At 60.5% G+C, this 17,354-nt stretch carries 14 protein-coding genes and 2 pseudogenes; 12 read left to right on the forward strand and 4 right to left on the reverse strand.

Features of this window, described 5'->3' with window-relative positions:
- Window positions 1–5: 5 nt before the first annotated feature.
- Entirely contained in the window at window positions 6–461 is a 456-nt protein-coding gene (locus tag JQ580_RS26650; protein WP_212283211.1) for a VanZ family protein, read from the reverse strand.
- 171 nt (window positions 462–632) lie between these two features.
- Between JQ580_RS26650 and JQ580_RS26655 the strand changes: the two genes are divergently transcribed.
- The 5 genes and pseudogenes from JQ580_RS26655 to JQ580_RS34150 all read left to right on the forward strand — a co-directional run bounded on the left by JQ580_RS26655 (window position 633) and on the right by JQ580_RS34150 (window position 3,875).
- Window positions 633–1,001: a hypothetical protein gene (locus tag JQ580_RS26655; protein ID WP_212283213.1), complete on the forward strand. Its 369-nt coding sequence runs from the start codon at window positions 633–635 to the stop codon at window positions 999–1,001.
- A gap of 584 nt (window positions 1,002–1,585) precedes the next feature.
- Window positions 1,586–2,077 (forward strand): type II secretion system major pseudopilin GspG, encoded by a 492-nt coding sequence (gene gspG, locus JQ580_RS26660; RefSeq protein WP_212283215.1) that lies wholly within the window; start codon window positions 1,586–1,588, stop codon window positions 2,075–2,077.
- A 755-nt stretch (window positions 2,078–2,832) separates the two neighbouring features.
- Window positions 2,833–3,108: a hypothetical protein gene (locus tag JQ580_RS26665; protein WP_212283252.1), complete on the forward strand. Its 276-nt coding sequence runs from the start codon at window positions 2,833–2,835 to the stop codon at window positions 3,106–3,108.
- Window positions 3,102–3,257: pseudogene (locus JQ580_RS34355) on the forward strand (hypothetical protein); the annotation flags it as partial. The gene JQ580_RS26665 and the pseudogene JQ580_RS34355, both read left to right, overlap by 7 nt.
- A gap of 483 nt (window positions 3,258–3,740) precedes the next feature.
- On the forward strand, window positions 3,741–3,875 hold the full coding sequence (locus tag JQ580_RS34150) for a hypothetical protein (RefSeq protein ID WP_283813989.1): 135 nt from the start codon (window positions 3,741–3,743) through the stop codon (window positions 3,873–3,875).
- Window positions 3,876–5,267: 1,392 nt separating this feature from the next.
- Here JQ580_RS34150 and JQ580_RS26675 read toward each other — a convergent pair.
- Complete coding sequence (locus JQ580_RS26675; protein ID WP_212283217.1) at window positions 5,268–6,626, reverse strand: AAA family ATPase; 1,359 nt, start codon at window positions 6,624–6,626, stop codon at window positions 5,268–5,270.
- Between the two features lie 230 nt (window positions 6,627–6,856).
- On the opposite strand from JQ580_RS26675, the gene JQ580_RS26680 reads away from it, so the two are divergent.
- The 3 genes from JQ580_RS26680 to JQ580_RS26690 all read left to right on the forward strand — a co-directional run bounded on the left by JQ580_RS26680 (window position 6,857) and on the right by JQ580_RS26690 (window position 10,655).
- Entirely contained in the window at window positions 6,857–7,360 is a 504-nt protein-coding gene (locus tag JQ580_RS26680) for a hypothetical protein (protein WP_212283219.1), read from the forward strand.
- A 321-nt stretch (window positions 7,361–7,681) separates the two neighbouring features.
- Window positions 7,682–10,018 carry a hypothetical protein gene (locus tag JQ580_RS26685; RefSeq protein ID WP_212283221.1) on the forward strand — a complete coding sequence of 779 codons (2,337 nt, stop codon included), beginning with the start codon at window positions 7,682–7,684 and terminating at the stop codon, window positions 10,016–10,018.
- 181 nt (window positions 10,019–10,199) lie between these two features.
- Window positions 10,200–10,655: a hypothetical protein gene (locus tag JQ580_RS26690; protein WP_249134443.1), complete on the forward strand. Its 456-nt coding sequence runs from the start codon at window positions 10,200–10,202 to the stop codon at window positions 10,653–10,655.
- A gap of 659 nt (window positions 10,656–11,314) precedes the next feature.
- On the opposite strand, the gene JQ580_RS34360 is transcribed toward JQ580_RS26690, so the two are convergent.
- Window positions 11,315–11,530 (reverse strand): alpha/beta hydrolase, encoded by a 216-nt coding sequence (locus JQ580_RS34360; protein ID WP_212283225.1) that lies wholly within the window; start codon window positions 11,528–11,530, stop codon window positions 11,315–11,317.
- A gap of 790 nt (window positions 11,531–12,320) precedes the next feature.
- Between JQ580_RS34360 and JQ580_RS26700 the strand changes: the two genes are divergently transcribed.
- On the forward strand, window positions 12,321–12,599 hold the full coding sequence (locus tag JQ580_RS26700; RefSeq protein WP_212283227.1) for a hypothetical protein: 279 nt from the start codon (window positions 12,321–12,323) through the stop codon (window positions 12,597–12,599).
- Between the two features lie 1,067 nt (window positions 12,600–13,666).
- On the opposite strand, the gene JQ580_RS26705 is transcribed toward JQ580_RS26700, so the two are convergent.
- Window positions 13,667–13,897 carry a hypothetical protein gene (locus JQ580_RS26705; RefSeq protein ID WP_212283229.1) on the reverse strand — a complete coding sequence of 77 codons (231 nt, stop codon included), beginning with the start codon at window positions 13,895–13,897 and terminating at the stop codon, window positions 13,667–13,669.
- A gap of 1,151 nt (window positions 13,898–15,048) precedes the next feature.
- Between JQ580_RS26705 and JQ580_RS26710 the strand changes: the two are divergent.
- The 3 genes and pseudogenes from JQ580_RS26710 to JQ580_RS26720 form a co-directional block, all read left to right on the forward strand.
- Window positions 15,049–15,408, forward strand: a pseudogene (locus tag JQ580_RS26710) (ABC transporter substrate-binding protein); the annotation flags it as partial.
- Window positions 15,409–16,318: 910 nt separating this feature from the next.
- Window positions 16,319–16,489 carry a hypothetical protein gene (locus JQ580_RS26715; protein WP_212283231.1) on the forward strand — a complete coding sequence of 57 codons (171 nt, stop codon included), beginning with the start codon at window positions 16,319–16,321 and terminating at the stop codon, window positions 16,487–16,489.
- A complete protein-coding gene (locus JQ580_RS26720; RefSeq protein WP_212283233.1) occupies window positions 16,470–16,646 on the forward strand; it encodes a DUF3606 domain-containing protein in 177 nt (58 codons plus the stop codon). The genes JQ580_RS26715 and JQ580_RS26720 overlap by 20 nt, the downstream gene beginning before the upstream one ends.
- Window positions 16,647–17,354 lie beyond the last annotated feature (708 nt).

A 17,354-nucleotide genomic window follows, 5' to 3' on the forward strand; every position in this document is an offset into this window, starting at 1 on the left:
CACCATCATTTGGAGGCGCAAGTCTCAGGTTTTCTTCGCGCAGATCGAACGACCTGGACAAGTCTAACAGCGGCGATCCCCGCGCAACCTGCGACGATTTTCTCCGATACGTCGAACACCGTGCCGTGCCGGTCAGGGGTTAACGTCTGAAGCAATTCGAAGGTGATGGCGCTGCCGACCACGACCAGGCAGATCAAGGGGGTCCGCCGAGGGTAGGCGAGGGCGAAGAGGCTCCCCAACGTCAGGAAAGCGATCGCGTGCTCCAGATGGGCCCAGGTCGCCATGTCCAATCCCCAAAGGAACGGTTTGATCGTGCCGTAGACCGCGTAGATGAATTGAACCTTGGTCAGCGTGGCGTAACCGATCAAGGAAACTGACCCCCAGGCGGCAATCGCGAGCGCGGTTTTGAGGATCGATCCATTCATTCCACGCTTATGCAGCGCGAACGGCGAAGTGTCCATGTTTCTTGTGGTAACCCGACTGCGGGAGGCGCGTTAGAACCGCGTTCTTTAACCACCATCGCGTTCGAAAGCTTAACCACATCTTGGGGGAAAGGTACTCGCCGCGACCGCGAGTAGTCTACAGTGCTCATCGTCGCGAGAGAGGGGAACGCAAGCGGAGCTAGCAAGTCGATGAAAGCCACGACGTTTACATTAGTCACCGCCGCGATGTTTGCGGCGCTCGCTCCCGGCATTGGCGAGGCGAGGGACCGCACGGAACTCTACAGTAAGTCTGAATGGCGCCGAAACTACGGATATGACGCTCGCCTCTGGCGAACTTCGAATCCCATCCTCACCGTCGTGACGCCAGATCTCTCCCACCCGGTATCGGCCTACGCCTACAACAGGCTCGATGACGGGTACGACTACCCCTTCGGTTACGGCGAATACGCTATCTATGGGAAGTGGGCGCGCGATGCCTATGGCCGCGCCGACGTGACACGCTGTCGCCTGGTTTGGGCCGACGGCCTGCGATGGCGCAGTCTCAATCGCTGCAATTGATAGGGTTTGAGCGTTGAAGGATTATTTGGGCTCGGCGATGATCGCGGTCTCGGCAGCGAGCGCCGATATAGCCTTGTCAGCTCGGTGCAGAAACGCGGAGCTTACTTGACGTGAATATGCATTCGCTTGCGTCTGTTCGACCTGGGCTTCTTGGAAGCCAAGGTCGAACTCTCTTTCCGAACGGCTTTGCGGAGCGCAACAATTTCCGCATAGCGCAAGCCTAAAGACTTCTCGATCGGATCCAGCGTGACGTTCCTAGAGACATTAATGCGCTGCAAAGTCCAAGTCCCCGCAATCATATCGATCAATTTCTGATTTTGAGATGCATTGTGCGGATTATAGGAATGGCTGCATTTCGAGACAAATGAACTCGCGGGTTAAGCTTGATGGTCGAACGTTGTTATCTACGAATGCCGTTAACTTGCGGAAAAGCTTAACCGCTGACTATCGGACGGCTGCACATTCTCACCAGTCTCTAATCCCCGTATTCAGACTGGTTCAAAGTTGCCGGGTCCATTAACCCGTTAAATACGCGGGATGATGAGGATACCCCGAAATGCAATAGCTACTTGTTTGGGGGCACCATGACCGTCGATACGAGTAAAATGCCAGCGCCTCAGCGCTCTAGGAAGCTGCGCGTTCACCGGCGGCGAGCGGCAGCGGCCGGCTACACGCTCCTCGAGTTGCTCGTCGTGATGGGCATCCTCGCAGCGCTGACCGCCATGGCTACTCCGCAAGTGATGGGATATTTCGGAAAAGCCAAGACGCAATCCGCGCAGCTTCAAATCGAGAATATCAACACAGCGTTGGAAATGTACTTCGTGGAGAATGGTTCTTATCCGAGTTCGAGCGCGGGGCTAAGGGCTCTGGTGGAAGCGACGCCAGAAGCGCCTCGTTGGAACGGCCCCTACCTGAAGAATGCCAAGACTCTTCTGGACCCATGGGGACGCCCCTATCAGTATTCCGTAACGGAGCAGGGCGATTACAATGTCTACTCGCTTGGACCCACGGGGAAGGGAGCGAAAAAGCCCATCTCCGCAGTTAGTGCGGGTCGGCCCTGGGCTGAAAACGGTTGAGAATCTCGATGTCCGCCGCGGCCGTCGGCAGGGAAGGCTCGCGCGTCTCGGGAGCGATCATACTCACGATCGCGATGCTGGTTAGGAATGCATCGAACTCTTGACCAGTTGACCGCGATGGCCGGAGATGCAGCTGTGCCTCAAACAAACGTGTGTGATTGATTCATTGAGGCGGATCGCACACGTAGGGCTTGCTTCATCTGGTCGAGATGTTTGAAGAGACTATTTCGTTCCGGCAGTTTCCCTGCGCCGCTGAGCTTTGATTGCATCCGCTCGCGCCTGCTCAGCTTCGACTTCCAGCCTTAGCTTGAGTACTTCTTCGCGCATCCGAACAAGCGTCGCGGTAGACGACTCACCTTCTGAAGGCGTGGCTCTCTTGGTGTTCATAAAAACAGAGTAGCGTGGCGTTCCGATTCAGCAACTTGACCCAGTTTTTAACCTAACTGATCAACCTTACCGAGCGCAGTCATGTCAGCCTCGGCCGCAGAGCGACCCATGTCCCATACCGGGAAGGGCGGGCCTCGGCTGTTAAGGAGGAGAGGAGCTCTAGGCAATGTTCGTGCGACAGTCTGGCTCAAGCGCTCGCGGTGTCCGGTGCAACTTCGCTCGATGATTAAGATCTAGCGATGCGCGACCCGGTGGTAGCCTAGCCTGTGGTGACTGAGGATCGAACATCTAAAATATGACTAGTCGTTTCAATTCAATGCCAGCAGGTTTGGGTTAAAGTTGAGGGACTTCACAACAGAGAGATCCAAATGAATTATCCGCCCGATCACGGTTTACCGCTGGTTCAACTGAAGGAGCGTCGAAGAGAGCTGGTCGTTGCATTGAGAAATTCTCAAGGACCCGTCGGAGACGACGAACTCAGGAAAATTGCTGCACTCCAGCAGACTATTTCTGCCTTCGAAGACGTTATTGCGGACTTAGACTGCGAACAAAATGAAGCCACCAACGATAATTCCAGTCGGTCGATAAGTTCGTTTCCTGCGTTCGGGCGCCGGAGCCTGGCTCATTCGGCGGTCTTGGAATAGCGTCGACAATAGCCATGGCGGCCGCGAGGAGGCACATTCAGGCAGGCCCGCTGGGCTCATTAGCTGGCACTCATCTTTCGGGGGCGCGCATGTCCGTAATCAGATTGGGCTCATCAACAGGAAATATCACCACGTCGCTCGTGAGCTGATTGACACTAAGTTGGGCTCTGCAGTCGCGAATCTTGGAGCTTCGACATGGACAGCCGCTTACAGCTTTCCCCATGCCGTACAATCCCTTCGCCAATCCATGAAAGGGGCTGTTGCCCCGTGCGACCGGACGAGGCTTCGCCAAGGCCGACAGCCGCACCACCATGATTGCTGATGCGGCGTAGATTTGAAAGCAGCTTCCTTCGCATCAGCTGTTCCACTGCAGCGCCTGCCTGCGCGATGTCCAGACCGCAATGGTCAAGCCCGATCTCCGCAAGGACGTCCTCTGACTCGCCACGGAGGTCTCGCCCAAGGAGTCGAAAACGGCGCAAAGGGCAAGATCAACCAACTTGGGCAAGTTGGACGTCGAGCACTGCGGTGGGTGTAGACGCCCCCCGTACGTCTTGCGCATCGTCGACTGCAACGCCTCGTTTCATCATCAAGGGCTACAATGCGCTTGCTCGACCACGCTCGGATCGAGAGACGTGAGGGGAGTGAGGGGCGTCGGCGCAGGGGGCGACGCGCATTTTGGCGAACGCCAAACGGACGTCATCGACCGTATCGTGCGCTGCGGCTTCACCCTGCTCGCCCGCCAGCGCCGCTCCGTGAGCCTGGCCTGATACTCGCGGTCAAGGTCTCCCGCGTGAAAAACGGATGCCGATCCAGCCTCAACCACCCGATCGTGAGCTTGTGTACGTCTCGTTTAATTTTTGTCGACATTGCGCTTGAACGTGGTCGCGAATGCCCGGTCGTGTTCTACACGCTGATTCCATGCCTTGCAAAGCCCCGCCGAAGCCGGATGAGTCAATCAATGTGTAATCCTGCCTGATGGCCGTCGCCTGGTTATTCACAAGGTTCAATATAGATTCTCAGAATACCACCGGAAGCATGTCGAGACGGTTGTGTTGTTCGGTGAAGGCCGGTTCTCAAATTCCTCTTGGATGCGCTATTCCGAATGCCAAGCGATGTTGGCATCGTGCCGTCGTGACAACGTGCACACCGCTCTTGCAAGTGACCGGGGAAGCTATCATGGCGGCGTATCCGAGGCCCTCGCGCGATGCGCTGAGCCGATCCGTCCTCGGACGCAGGAATCCTCCTCCCGAAGCCCGCATGGAGAAAGAATTTTTGGATCCATCGCAAAGAAGTTTCGCGCGATGGGCAGCTAAGGTCTCAGACCGAGCTATAGGAGTGTACGTGAGGTGCAAGCGACGCTGCGATCGGCCCGTCCGGTAGGCGTATCGCCGGGCAAAAGACGTAATCTGCGCCTCGCCGCAGGGGTATCCAGGCGCGTTGCGGAGCGGGTCCGCATCCTTCAGTGCAGGTGCCAGCTATCCTTGTTCGCTGACACCCCTGGGCCGGCTTCTGCGCTTCGACGATGCCCGCCGCGTGGACGTCATGGCAACGGTGATGTCTTGCACTCGGCCGATCAGAATCATCCGTCGGAGCTCTGCGAGGTCCAAGCGGAAAGTGAGTCCTTCGCGAAGATTTTTCGCGCGATTGGCAGCTAAGGCCTCAGACAGAGCTATCGCACTCTACCTGAGGCTTACGATGCAATTCGATGGCCCGTGCCTCTGCTGCAAATCGTTACGCTTGCTACAAAATCGTTATTGGAGGCGGCCGCGCTGCAAATTCGTGACGGTTCGGCGTGCGTGCTATGTGAAGCTAAGCTAAGTTCCCTGCCGTTAGGAATCGATCCCGTCGATCGGGATCTCCGTTCCTGCGGGCTGGCCCAGCGCGTAGAGCCGGGAGCGAGACCTGGCGAACCTCGCCTTGCGGTCGAGCCAGACGATGGCGCTGGTGCAGACCCATACGCCGTCGCCGTGGTCGGAGTTACCACGAACAACGCCGTAGAGGACGAGAACGGACTCCTTCCGACCCGACGGACGCTAGGCTCCCAGTCCTCCAGCCGCGGCGCGCGTGGCTTCGCGATCGCAGACGGGATCTCGCCGCAAGTGTAGGCCTCCACGTCTCGCAGCAGTGCCCGCCTGGCCGCATCCACCTTGTCGTCCATCTCAGTGCCTCATCGCGTGTTGGTCGCGCGCCTCGAGGGTCGCGGCGACGATCTTCTGCAAGGCGCGCATCGAGAACCGCCGCGCCGCCCAGGCCTTCCCGATGCCTGAAAGCTCGTCGGCCGCTAGAGGCCAGTCCCCGGCGCGGGCCTCGTCCTCGGCGGCCAAGTCCCGCATCACGTTCGCCGCCAGCTGCGGCAGGTGCTGCAGGGACGGGTCCGGCACCCGTATGATCCGGTATCGGTCCCGCAGGGGTGCAGGCAGCGGATCGACGGAGTTGGCAGTCGCGAGATGCCCCACCCAGGAGAGGTCGAGCTCCGCATCCAATGCAACGTCCCTAATGCGCGCGGCCGTTTCGCGCTCGGTGTGCTGTAACAGGACGCTCGTGAGCGCACCGTTCCGGGGGTTGACCGATGATTTTTCGATCTCGTCGACCATCGCGATCGGGTTGGCGATGCGATACTGCAGCACCGCGCGCGCAGGCACGCATGGCGTGCTCTCCCCCCAGCCCCGGGGCGTGCCGCCGTAGCCGACGCCGTCGGAGCTGCTGCCACCATCGAACCTGTAGACGCCGATGCCGAGAGCGTCCCCGAGCCGCCGGATCAGGCGCGACTTCCCGCAGCCAGGCGACCCGAGCAGGATCGCCGGTTTCATGCGCACGGGCTCGCCCTCGCGCAGGTCGCGCAGCAGTAGGTCGACGACGGCCGTCGCGTGCGGGTACTCGTCGTGGAGCGCCCTCCGGACGCCGGCGATGTCCTTGGCGACGACCAGCGGAATACGCTCTCCGGACATCTCCTTGTAGGCGCTGTGCTCGGACTTGAGCTTGGCGGACTTCTCCTTCGGCATGACGACGATAGCGGGCGCGAGCATCCGTCTGGCGGGTCCGGAGAGGATGCTGCCGAGTTCGGTCTCGTCCGGGTCGGGTTTCGTCTCGTGCGCCGCGATCGCGAATGCCGACGGCGGGCTGCGGCCGCACCACTCTCCCTCGGACGCCCTCCACCAGATGCGAAGGCGCCGGCGCATCAGTTCTTCCTCGTCCTGCGAGAGATCGGCCTCATCCACCGCGTGCTGCAGCTGCGGCAGCACGCGGTGGAACGAGGCGGGCTGTCGCGGATCGCACGTCAGCATCAGCCAGGCGAGCGCGAGCCGCCCGCTCTCGGCGTTTCCCTCGGCGTAGAGCTCGTCGACGAGGTCATCGATCTCGCGGCGGACGACGGGTCGCGGGCCGCCGACGGCATCGAGCAGGTCCTGCCCGCGCTTGCTTCCCTCGATCGGGAACGACGCGTGGTGCAACGCTCCGAAGGCGTCCGACCACCGGTCGTACGTCAGAAGCCCGAGTGCCGGGTCCAGGTGGGGTCTCATCGGCGGTCCTCCGGCTTCGCGAAATCGAGCCCGCCGGACGCATCCCTCCGGCCGGTGCCGCTACGCGCGCACTCGGCGCGGTCTTCAGCGACCAGGCGGAGGAGCTCGGCGTACATCCGGTGGGTAGACGAATCCTTGGAAATCGTGCTCACTGCGGGTCCTCCGATGGCTGCGTCCATCGGCTGCCATCGTGCACACGGCGTGCTCCAAAGCAAGGATTCGATTCACTCATGGTTGACGAACCCGTAAGGCGCCCGGGCCGATTTCCCCGCCCCGATCCGACCTCAATCCCCGATCCTTCCACCCGCCCGAAACGCGACCGGAAGGCCAAGACCCGGAAAAAGGCCGGCACGGCCGCCGATTCCATCCGCGACGGCCGCTTGATGATGAGGGTCCACCAGGATCTGGTCGAACTCCTCGACGTCCGCAGCGCCGAGGCCGGCGAGAGCCGGACCCGATACATCGAAAAACTCCTCCTCGCTTTTCTTCGGATGGACCCGCGGAACCCGAAACTGGATCCTTGGGGGCGGATCGACGCCACCGTGCCGCTCCTGAGCACCCGCGATCAGATCCGGTTCGGTGAGATGTGGGCGCGCTGGCGCGACATAAACGAGAGGTTGCTGGGGTTCCGGGTTCCGGACGACTGGATCGCTGACGAGGAGGGAAACCGGCTCTGGGAACAGCGCCAGCCGACACATCAGCCAGACGACGACGAGTGGGAGGAGATCGGATGACAATTCGACTCTTTGATGTTCAGAATGTCGAATTGTCGTCCGTCCGCTTCGGTAGGCGCCTGTAAACACTCGTTATTCTCGGGCGGGATATTCCGAGAGTCGAAGCTTTCGAGATAGGTCGGCATGCGAACCTAAAATAGGTCGGCATGCGAACCTAAATAGGTCGGACAGCGAACCGTTCGCATGCCGACCTATCTCGGCCGGCCCGTCTAATTTGTTGGGACAGCTCGCGTTTTTCGTCTTGATTTCGAGTCCTTGGGCCGTTGACAATGGCAGGCTCGTGCCCGATGTTATGGAACATCCGGACCATCAAGGACTCGCGTGACCTCATCCGCCGCCACAGACGCCCCCGTAGACGCCGCTGCTCCCGTGCAGCGGATCCGTCTGCCGCGCCTGCGGCCGATCACGACCAGCTGGCGACGGCAGCTGGCGGATCACGAGATCATGGTCCGGGACCGCGTGTTCCGGGCGTGGGTCGCCGACGAGCGGGTGACCGAGCCGAGCTTCATGCCGCCAGGCATTCCGGACGTTCCGCGCCGTCCCGGCTCCATGCAGTCTATCCAGGTCTGGCGCCCGCGCACGCTGTGGCACGACACGCACCCGGACGACCAGCACCTCTACACCGAGGAGCAGCTGTCCGAGCCGACCGGCGAGGAGGACCGAACCCGGGTGCTGAACCGTATCCGGTTCGCGGCCCCCTCCGGAAGCGAGCAGGCCGCGCTGGTCGCTTTCGAGACGGAGGCCCAGGAAAAGGCCGACATCGCCAACGCCGTGCGACGCGACAAGGCGGCGAAGGCCCGCGCCGCCAAGCTCGCCCGCCGCGCCGAGCGACACCACAAGGCCCCCGCCGACCTCGTCTCCGTCGATCCTCAGGAGAGCGCCCAAGCCGCTCGCGATGCCCGGAAATTCGCCGACGAGGCTCGCGATCTGAAGCAGGAGACCCGCGACCGCCTCCAGTACGGCCCCTACTTCAAGGGCGGCCGCGTCGCCGGCGAGGTCGTCCCCGAGATGCACGAGTACCTGGGTGCTGAAATCGGCAACAATCGATCGCGCACCGGGTCGCCGTCGATGGCGCGCATAGCGGCCCTCTCTCCCCGCAAGGGTAGGACCCGCGCGGGGTATGAAAAGGATGTCCTGTTCGAAACCACGTCGAAACTGTTCGCCCTCGACGCCCCCTACGTCGAGCTCAACAAGAAGATCATCGGCTGCATCGTCGTCGAGCTCGACAGCGTTCTCCGCCCCGAGCAATTCCGCGAGCGCCTGCTCGAAATCCTCGGCCCTCGGTGCATGCCGAACCTGATCGTCGGCAGGATCAGCGAGAGCGGATTCCTGGTCAGGCCGCACCTGATCTGGCTCCTGAAAAAGCCCGTCTGGAACGACCAGCGGCGCGAGATCGTCCACCCCGTCACGGGCGAGATCACCCAGATCGGGGACAAGCGCTGCAAGACGAAGCCCATCAGGAAGGCTCATGTCGTGCAGCGCTGCCTGACGCAGTTGCTGCTGCCGCTCGGCGCCGACCCGGCGATGACCAACATGTGGAAACCGAAGAACGCCTTGAGCTTCTTCTGGACGACGCTGATCACGAACGATGACCATTTCTACGGTTTGACGGACTTCGAGCAGAACATCATCGGCTGGCCGAGCAAGGTCGACGAGCACGCCATGGCAGAGACCGCCGCCGATATGCGTGCGAAGGCCAAGGGCGTCTCCGGCAAGGCCAGCAACCTGCTGTGGCGCACGGTCGGACACATCATCGAGCCGATGGCGCGCGACCGTATGCGGGACAGCGACCCCGAATTCATCAAGGCCGGCCAGGCCGGCGTCGACGCGCTCGCCGCCTGGTTCGACCGCCAGGTGCGCCCGGTGGCCCGTGAGGCCCTGCTGCTGGCTGCCCAGGAGGCCGCCGAAGCCGAGAAGGCTGCGGCCGTAGACGCAGGGGAGGAGACCGACACTCTCGCCGACTTGATCACGGCAATCGACGAGAAGACCTCGAAGGCCCTGGACGTCGTCCTGGAGCGCCGCTGCCGGTTCCATGCCAAATGGTGCCTGGGCAAGCTGTCCCGCCGCCGGCGCAAGAGCTACCGTGGGCGCGACCGCAACGTGGTCTTCGAGGTCGACAAGCCGACGCCGACCCAGCATCGCGAGAAGGCCGGCCAGCGCACTGCCGAGGGACGCAGCGCCCGTTCGGCCTGGGCGCTCGCCAAGGAAATCTACGCGACCCTGCTCGCCACCGGAGAGGTCAGGCGGGCCGAATTCATCAGGAACGCCTCGACCGTGTGCCGCGCCACAGCCTACCGCCGCTGGGATGAGGCCATGCGGCTCATCGGCCTCGTGGAATGCGAGGCGGGCGTCTGGCGCAATCCTCCCGTTTCCCCGGCTGTCTCACTCGGTGACACAAAGATAAAAAGCCAGACCTCTGCCGGGGCCGACCATCCGACTTCCCTCCCTTCCGACCAGGCCGGAACGCCGATTGCGACCCCGACCCCCACGCTCCGCCCCGGTCATCCGGTCCAAACCGACGATCCGCCCCGCCTCGACACCGCCGACCCGACCGCCGAGCCCGGAGACGACGCTCCGCCATGGTCTACCCATGCCCTGCCGACGGTCGACGTGCGTCGGCGCATGGTCAGCCGCGTCCCGGAGCCCGAGCCGGCCTAGAGCCGCCACCGGTCGCTGCGCTGGCAACGGCAGGCGCCATGCTCCCAGGATGCCGGTCGCGGCCTGCGGAGCCCCGGTCATCCGGTCCGCCCGCGCCCTCGCCCTTGATCCTTGCGCCGGGAACACCTATCCCTGAGGTCGGTTATCCGGACCACAGCGTACTCGCATGGCGGGAGCACTCATGAGGCCTGACGAGATCGATAGGACCGTCGCCGAGATCGACGATGTCCGCCGCACGGTGTTCTACCGGGATCCGGATCGCCCGGACGCGAGAGTCCTAAAACGGCTGGACCGCGTGCCCCCGGAGGTCCGGAGAGCCCAGACCAGGATTCGCACCGCCCACTGGCGTTCCAAGCTGGACCGGGACCGGAGGCCGACGGCGCAACAGATCGGAATGTCCCTGGTCGCGGCGCTGGTGACCGCCCGCCGCGACGAGCTCACGCGGACGGATAGCGATCTCGTCGGCCGCATGCTGGTCGACCTGCAGAGCCGTGGGTTCTCGATCGAGCAGGCCAAGTCGACCCTGCGGCGGATGCGGACCAGGTACGTCGACCCGGCCGACCGCGCCGGCGAGCCCGACGACGACTGTGGACCGCCGATCCGCCTCGCCGGCGAGGAGGACGACGCGCTGTTCTGATCTGCAGCGTCCCGTCAACAAATCATAGGATTGACGCTGGCAGGGATCGGACTCACCATCCTCATGTCAGCACGCGAGATGGCTGCAGTTTGGTTGACTGCTTCTAGGTTTGATTCAACCATAAGCGTTGTGCGCAATTCTCTACCCGTCTGCGGTTGACCTCTTCGGGGGCCGCGCGGATCGTATTTTTGAGCATCACTAGGGAAGTATTATAGAGTGGCAAGAGTAGTTCTAATTGATCCCACCGCCAAGACCATCGAGGTCATCGAGCCGCTGTCCATCCGGGAAGCAACCATCAAGTTTTTCGGAAGGAAGCTGACGCCGGTTCTGCGGCTACCGCGGGGCGACATTGTGCTCGCTGCCAAGGCGGCGGGAGGAGACGCCTTCCGTCTCGGTGGGGCCCGTCCAATCGGTGGACCTGCGCTGGTTGTCGGGCGCGATCTAGGTGCGGGTGAACGCGCGTCCGCACTCGTAGATCTGCGTGACGTCACGCAGATGGTGAGATGGACCTCGATTGCGACACCGAAGGAAGCGGCCCCGCAAGAGGTCTTGATCCGCGCGTTTGAGATTGATCCTGAGCGGCGGTCGATTGAGCCGTTGTTGATCGCTCCGAGAACGCTGGCGATCCAGCATTGGCTGGGTGGGGAGATCAGAGTTTGCTATCGCGCTCCAGGAGGAGATCTCGTACTCTGCCGCGAGGATGCTACGAGCGATCCATATGAGTGGCAGAAAGACGATGCAGTGTTCCGAGGCCGCTGCCTGGTCGTCGGTATGGATGCTCGGAAGCGGTTTTCAGATGCATCAGCAACATTGGCGGAATTGAGAACAGATGTGACGTTTCGAGGGCCAATGTAGACCAGATGAAGATCAGGCAAGGCAGGCGCGCACCAGACACATTCTGCATGGCGTCGTGACAGCCGCTACCCATATCACGTCATTGACCGCTTCAAAACGGGGTTCTATCAGGTACGCCGGTGAATGGTCTCTACGAGATTGGGTCCGACGCTGCGGGCGCGCCAGTTTCAGGATGACAAGTTCGGCCATGCCGGGCACCAAGGCCGAGAATAAAGTCTTCAGAATACTCGGCGTTGCCGAGAAACCAGGCGTCCTCGCCGTTGTCACGGTTTTCACCGCACAACCGGCACACCCCTGCAGCGTGCAAGAGACTTCGGACGGCCTTCGCGCGTCATTCCCGATTAAAAGCAGGCATCACTCGTCCTTGGTCGGCGCGACTTCGCCGCTCTTGGCATCGACAGCCGGCCCTTGCCGTCGAGCTCGCGGATTTTTGTAGGTCCATTCGCTATCGAAGCCCCACAGCGCGCGATATCTCGCTCAACTGACGTCGGTGCCCGCGGGTACGGATTGCCGGTCCCTAGGCCGCCTTGGAGAAGCGGAAGAGTTAATGCTCATTAACTTTGAGGTTATTTGTGGCTTGCGATAGCTCGTTCCAGGCTTACATTGCGTGCGTTCGCTGCTCCTCGAGGGCAGTTGTGCGATCGGTAGAGACGATCGCCGAATGTTTCCGTTGCCAGGACCTGTCTGAGGTCGAAGGCGAAGAGGGCTTCTCTATCTCGTTACGGCTCTCTTTCTGGCACCAAACGGCTGCACGCCACCCGATCATACTTACCGTCAACAGCCGGCTTTCGCCGGCGAAAGGAGCCTGCAATGAAATTGGTTGGACTCTGCAACAAGAGCCGCGAAGTGTTTCCTACGCCTGAAGGGACGACGAACGCTATCGCTGCCGTGAGCGCGATTGATATCGACCGCGGAGCCGACATGCTCAGGCCGCGATACGCGGTCGTGGAGGAACTCGTCGAAAACGAAGACGGATATTTCGTTTTCCAAGTCGACGATGCGGTCGATGTCGACGGCGACTTCGATGTCCTGAGCAAGGCAATCGCCGAAGCGTCGCGGACGTGCGTGAAGGCGACCTACACGCTCTAGCTGCGACCGCATCGACCTCGCGCCCGGCGACTTCGGTTAATCGGGCTCGTTGTCTAAGGAGCACCGCCGCCGGAAGCGGGTGAGGGGCCAGCATGATGGAAATCAGCGGCATCTGCCCAGCGCAAGCGTGAGGGCTGCTAATAGCGGTAACTTCCGATAAGAGCCTCAATTCCTGCATCGAAACCGTTCAGGAGCGGTGGCCGATAAGAACTGACCTCCGGTACCGCTATAAGCGTATGCCGGGGGTTCATAAAACCGCAGCAACTGTTCGACAACAGATGCCGAATGCGCAACCTGCCGCGAAGGAGAAAGCCGCCGCGAACACAAAGTCGGCCGCCTTTTTTCGAGCTCTCTTCAGCGCGTCGAGGGACTTGCTGTAACATCATCCGCGCCGAGATACTTGCGATCGCTGGGCCGCGGCCGCGTGCGGAGCCTCGATTCTACGCAGGGACGGCGACGTGTACGTTATCGTGCACGGCACGATCTGACCGTGCTTCCCGACGACCGGCAGCGCCTGCCGCAGCGGCACCAGATTAAGTAGACCCGCCCGCTGCCCGAACTATAGGGCCTCCGGCGACGGAGCTTCTTTGCCCTCATGGGATTTGTGGACGCTGGCCTAGCCTGCGGCCCGATGCCTGGCCACCGCCGTCGGCGCCTTGCTCCGCTCGGGACCGGAATGCGCCCTAGTTCCCACTCACGACACCGGACGGGTTCGATCTGAGTTCCAGTTGCGAACCTATCGCACACTGTTTTGAACCTTGAGCACACTGCGATCTGGCGAGCGAGCAAGGAGCGTCACGCGAGTCGGCGTCACGTGTGATGCCGATTTCGGCGACGTCCCCCGTTACTACCCGAGAAATGTAACGCTCAGTTCTCGAAGATTGCTGACGGAGGCGCCGCTCTCCGATCACCCATCAGACCGTCCTCCGCCGCGCCGGGCGCCGTCGACAAGGTCGTTGTGGACTCGGTGTTCGTCCGGGTGACGATCAGACAGTCCCTGGTGAAGGATAGGTCGGGCATACTCATGAGTGCGAGTTGGTCGAGGACGACGAAAAATCATTCCCGTCTCAGCCCCTTTCAATTTTGGACCGCTCCGGCCGGGGGTTCAGCTCCTCAAGCCCGGCTTCGACGACATCTATTTCTTCCTTCACAGCCTCGATCGACCCGGTGGGATTTATCCCCGTAACGGACTGCAGCTCGGCGAGCATCTTGCGTCGATGCGCGAGCAGCTCCGATAGGGCTCTTCGGTCGCGAACCTTGACGTATCCGGCGACGATCAGGTCGATTGCTTTGGACATGCCTGTTATGGGTTTGAGAAAAATGCTCAGCGGGGGGCTAGGAGCTACTTTACAAGGGTATCGCCGCGACGAGCCCGTTTTGAAGCCCTTCCCCGATTAAAGAACTGTACCCCGATGAACTCCCCGTTCACCCACGCTAATTCACAGTGCCGATACGCCAGACCGGTGGGCGACAGGACCAGGAAGAACTCTATCTGACCGATGTCGGTTACGGCGCTGTCTACAACTATCTTGGCGCTGGTCTCGGATACGTCGTGGATTTTGCAGGCGCGTTGCCACGTATCGTCGATGGCTATCAAGCGCGTATCAACGGGTCGTTCGAATTTACCCGCATATCTTGTTCTCGGGTTTCACTCATTACCCGCCCGCTTGGCTTCCGAGCGGGGTCACATTAGTCACCTAATGTTGACGCTTCGTGAACGTGCTGGCGCAGTCGGGAAAAAGATGCAAACCTTGCTTGCCGCAACGATTGCTCCTATGACCCTGATCGCTGCGGCGGACTGTCGTTGAAAAATAAGCTCAACGGCGGTCGCGGCCCTGCTCGATCTCAGTTTCAGCTTTCCTCAGACAATGAGCATCATATGCCGGCGGCTTCTCCTGGAACATAGTCGGAATAACGTCAGAAGCGCTGAGTTCATGGGTCGGATCGCTAATTTGCTCCGCAGGTCGGATGTCGCCCTGCGGCCCCGCGAGGGCGTACTGGTCGATTTGCTGCCGCTATCTGAGCGCGGCGGACGATGGCTACAACACAACCTGTTTCGTTTCCCAGGGGCAACGTGGTCCAGAAAGCGTGGGTGCGTAGAGTTGGCAGAGGCCGACGTGATTGCCTTGCATCTCGTCGTCGAGAGATTGAGAGAAGCTGGGGTGCGCGTGCGATTCAAGGGGCGGCTTCGGCATTGGGATGGCACCTCGCCGGTATGGACGCTGCTAGTGCGCGGGAAGCGCTGAGCTGTCTACTAAGATCACCCTGCTCGCGCGATGATAGTTTTCTTTCCGGCCTAGACTCAGGTCTCTCTCGAATTTATCGCAATGGCCCGGTAAAGCTGCTGAACCACCGGTCTTTGCGTCTGCATTCTCTTCGATGTATCGCTGCCTTGTAGCAGGCACAAAGGCTAATCGGATATCGCTTGTGAGCATCCAGGACATCTACGTATAGCCCGCCCAAGACAGTCGAGCAGGCCCGCAAGCTTGTTGAGAGCGATGAAGTGCTGCCCATCTTCAACCCGCTTGGCACTCCCGGCAACACCGCAATCCAGAAGTACATGAACTCGAAGAAAGTCCCGCAGATATTCGTGTCGACTGGTGCTGCCAAATGGAACGATCCGAAAAGCTTTCCTTGGACCATGGGGTGGCAGCCCAGTTACCAGGTCGAGGCTCGCATCTACGGCAAGTACATTCTGCAGAACTACCCGGGAAAAACAGTTGGCGTGCTTTACCAGAACGATGACTTCGGGAAGGACTATGTCACCGGACTAAAGGATGGCCTCGGTGCCCAAGCCAGCAAGCTTATCGCCAATGGGATATCTCAGATGCGCTGGTTTCTTTTGAATGTTATTGGCACGTGGATCGGCTTATGAACGATGCTAATTACAGTGTTTGATAGCTGGATGAGGGTTACAGCATATTGTGGTGGGTTATCCTGGCGCTTCTCTCGATTGTCTCGATCCTAATCAATGCACTGATGTTGGTGGTGCGGATTAACCGGTCCATTCGGAATGGTCCTGGATGTCTATCTCCTGATAGCGAAAGTCCGTTTCTGGCCATTGGTCTCGAATGACCGCTGGGAAGCGATCGAACGAGCAATGGCATGGTCGCTCAAAGATGCAGTGGTAGTGCAAACGGTGGCCAGCGCTCATTTCCAACACGCAGATCATCCGCAGTCGCTTTCCCTGGACGCTGGCTTGACGGCCAAGGACCCCTTCTCTCCAAGCGAACCCGATTAGTCGCAGGTTTCACAAGCTACCATGTCGTCGGCAGCTCCAGTCGCCCTCGCACGCTTCTTCATCGTCATAGTCAGGGTCACAGCCACTGGATTTTCAAGGCACATGGTGGATTAGAGCCCTCAGAACGTCACGCTCTTCCCGCAGCGCCGCAGGCTTCAGTTATCTGATCGGAGACCATCCACGAGCCATTCTGAGGCGGCAAAGCACGCGCAACAGATAATGCGTGACTTCTCGCTCACGATCATGACCGCGCGTTCAGGACCGACCAGTTTGATCTTGCGCTCTCCGTAATGCGTGAGACCCAGCAACAAATCACTTCCCCCTTGGAACCTTGGAACAGAGCGCGACGCAGCATCGCCTTGAAAGTCTATTGCGGGCCAGAGGGTCGTCCTCGACGAGCAGAGTTACGAAGTTCGACATCCCCGGTCTCCTCGGCCATGGTGTCAATCCGGAAACGCCGATTGAGTGGAGTACCGGCATGCCGGATCGCGTTACTCAGGCGATGAAAGAAGCCCAAGCCATTCTGGCCCGCTATGTCGAGCCCGGCCCGAGGGACTGCGAGAAGACGATCAGTGATCTTCTGGCCGTTCTCGACGATGAACGGCTCTTACAGGCGATGGAAGAGGAACATGAGCGACAACCTCACTAAGCGGGACCAGCGCGACCGTAGCAAGATCAACATGCATGAAGAGTTCGAGGTCAAGTATTGGACCAAACAGCTTGGTGTCTCGAAAGACGAGTTGCAGAAGGCCGTTGACAAGGTAGGTAATTCCGCCGCCGCGGTTCGCAAAGAATTGGCAACGTAACCGAGGCCCTTGGTAGGCTTGCGATCTCTAAGAGCGAGGCCCGCGCGCTTTTAAATGCCATGTAGGACAACGAGCCGCTGTGTTTGATCGTAACCCTATGGGGCGTCCCGGCGGCTCAGGTGGACCCGCCGGCGATCGCAACGGCGTTTGAGTAACACCGTGTCAACTGCTAGCGCTATAATGCGCTTCGTCGCGGACTGGTGAGAGTACCGGCGGTACGCATGGTTATAGCCGCTAGCTACCGGAGCTGGCGGGTTTTTCTTGTCCTTAGTGGTGGCTACCAAGGCTCCCGTACTGAATACGACCCCGCAGGCAGCTGCCAAGGACCAAGCGCCATCAGCGTCTGAAAGAAGCTGCCTTCACCCTTACTGCCGCACGAGTCTAGAGCGCATCCCGATCAGCATCGTGTAGGCAACTCGGCGCCAAATCAGGTTCATCAGGATTAACATGGCGGGATCTCCACGTTTGATGCCGCTTAGCTTCAACCCTGCCTGTTTCAGGAAAACTTCATCGAGGGCGCAAAATGGCTTCGTAGCGGGCCCGCACGCGAAGGCCGCAGCGGAGGTTCATTTCGCTGCGGCCCGCGCCTGTCAAACAATCCGGGTGAAAATTTCTAATTGAGATATGAAGGCAGCCCCGGTGATCGGAAGCCTATTCGGGAAAAAACGGCACGGCGAGCATTTTTCGCCGGTTCCGAAAATGAAACTA

The sequence above is a fragment of the Bradyrhizobium sp. SZCCT0148 genome (assembly GCF_018129985.1).
In the GTDB taxonomy this organism is placed as follows: Bacteria; Pseudomonadota; Alphaproteobacteria; order Rhizobiales; family Xanthobacteraceae; genus Bradyrhizobium; species Bradyrhizobium japonicum_H.

What these genes read in the sequence shown, in the direction of transcription:
- JQ580_RS26650 (WP_212283211.1), bottom strand. Translation starts at nt 461, where the DNA reads ATGGACACTTCGCCGTTCGCGCTGCATAAGCGTGGAATGAATGGATCG.
- JQ580_RS26655 (WP_212283213.1), top strand. Translation starts at nt 633, where the DNA reads ATGAAAGCCACGACGTTTACATTAGTCACCGCCGCGATGTTTGCGGCG.
- gspG (WP_212283215.1), top strand. Translation starts at nt 1,586, where the DNA reads ATGACCGTCGATACGAGTAAAATGCCAGCGCCTCAGCGCTCTAGGAAG.
- JQ580_RS26665 (WP_212283252.1), top strand. Translation starts at nt 2,833, where the DNA reads ATGAATTATCCGCCCGATCACGGTTTACCGCTGGTTCAACTGAAGGAG.
- JQ580_RS26675 (WP_212283217.1), bottom strand. Translation starts at nt 6,626, where the DNA reads ATGAGACCCCACCTGGACCCGGCACTCGGGCTTCTGACGTACGACCGG.
- JQ580_RS26680 (WP_212283219.1), top strand. Translation starts at nt 6,857, where the DNA reads ATGGTTGACGAACCCGTAAGGCGCCCGGGCCGATTTCCCCGCCCCGAT.
- JQ580_RS26690 (WP_249134443.1), top strand. Translation starts at nt 10,200, where the DNA reads ATGAGGCCTGACGAGATCGATAGGACCGTCGCCGAGATCGACGATGTC.
- JQ580_RS26700 (WP_212283227.1), top strand. Translation starts at nt 12,321, where the DNA reads ATGAAATTGGTTGGACTCTGCAACAAGAGCCGCGAAGTGTTTCCTACG.
- JQ580_RS26705 (WP_212283229.1), bottom strand. Translation starts at nt 13,897, where the DNA reads ATGTCCAAAGCAATCGACCTGATCGTCGCCGGATACGTCAAGGTTCGC.
- JQ580_RS26715 (WP_212283231.1), top strand. Translation starts at nt 16,319, where the DNA reads ATGCCGGATCGCGTTACTCAGGCGATGAAAGAAGCCCAAGCCATTCTG.
- JQ580_RS26720 (WP_212283233.1), top strand. Translation starts at nt 16,470, where the DNA reads ATGAGCGACAACCTCACTAAGCGGGACCAGCGCGACCGTAGCAAGATC.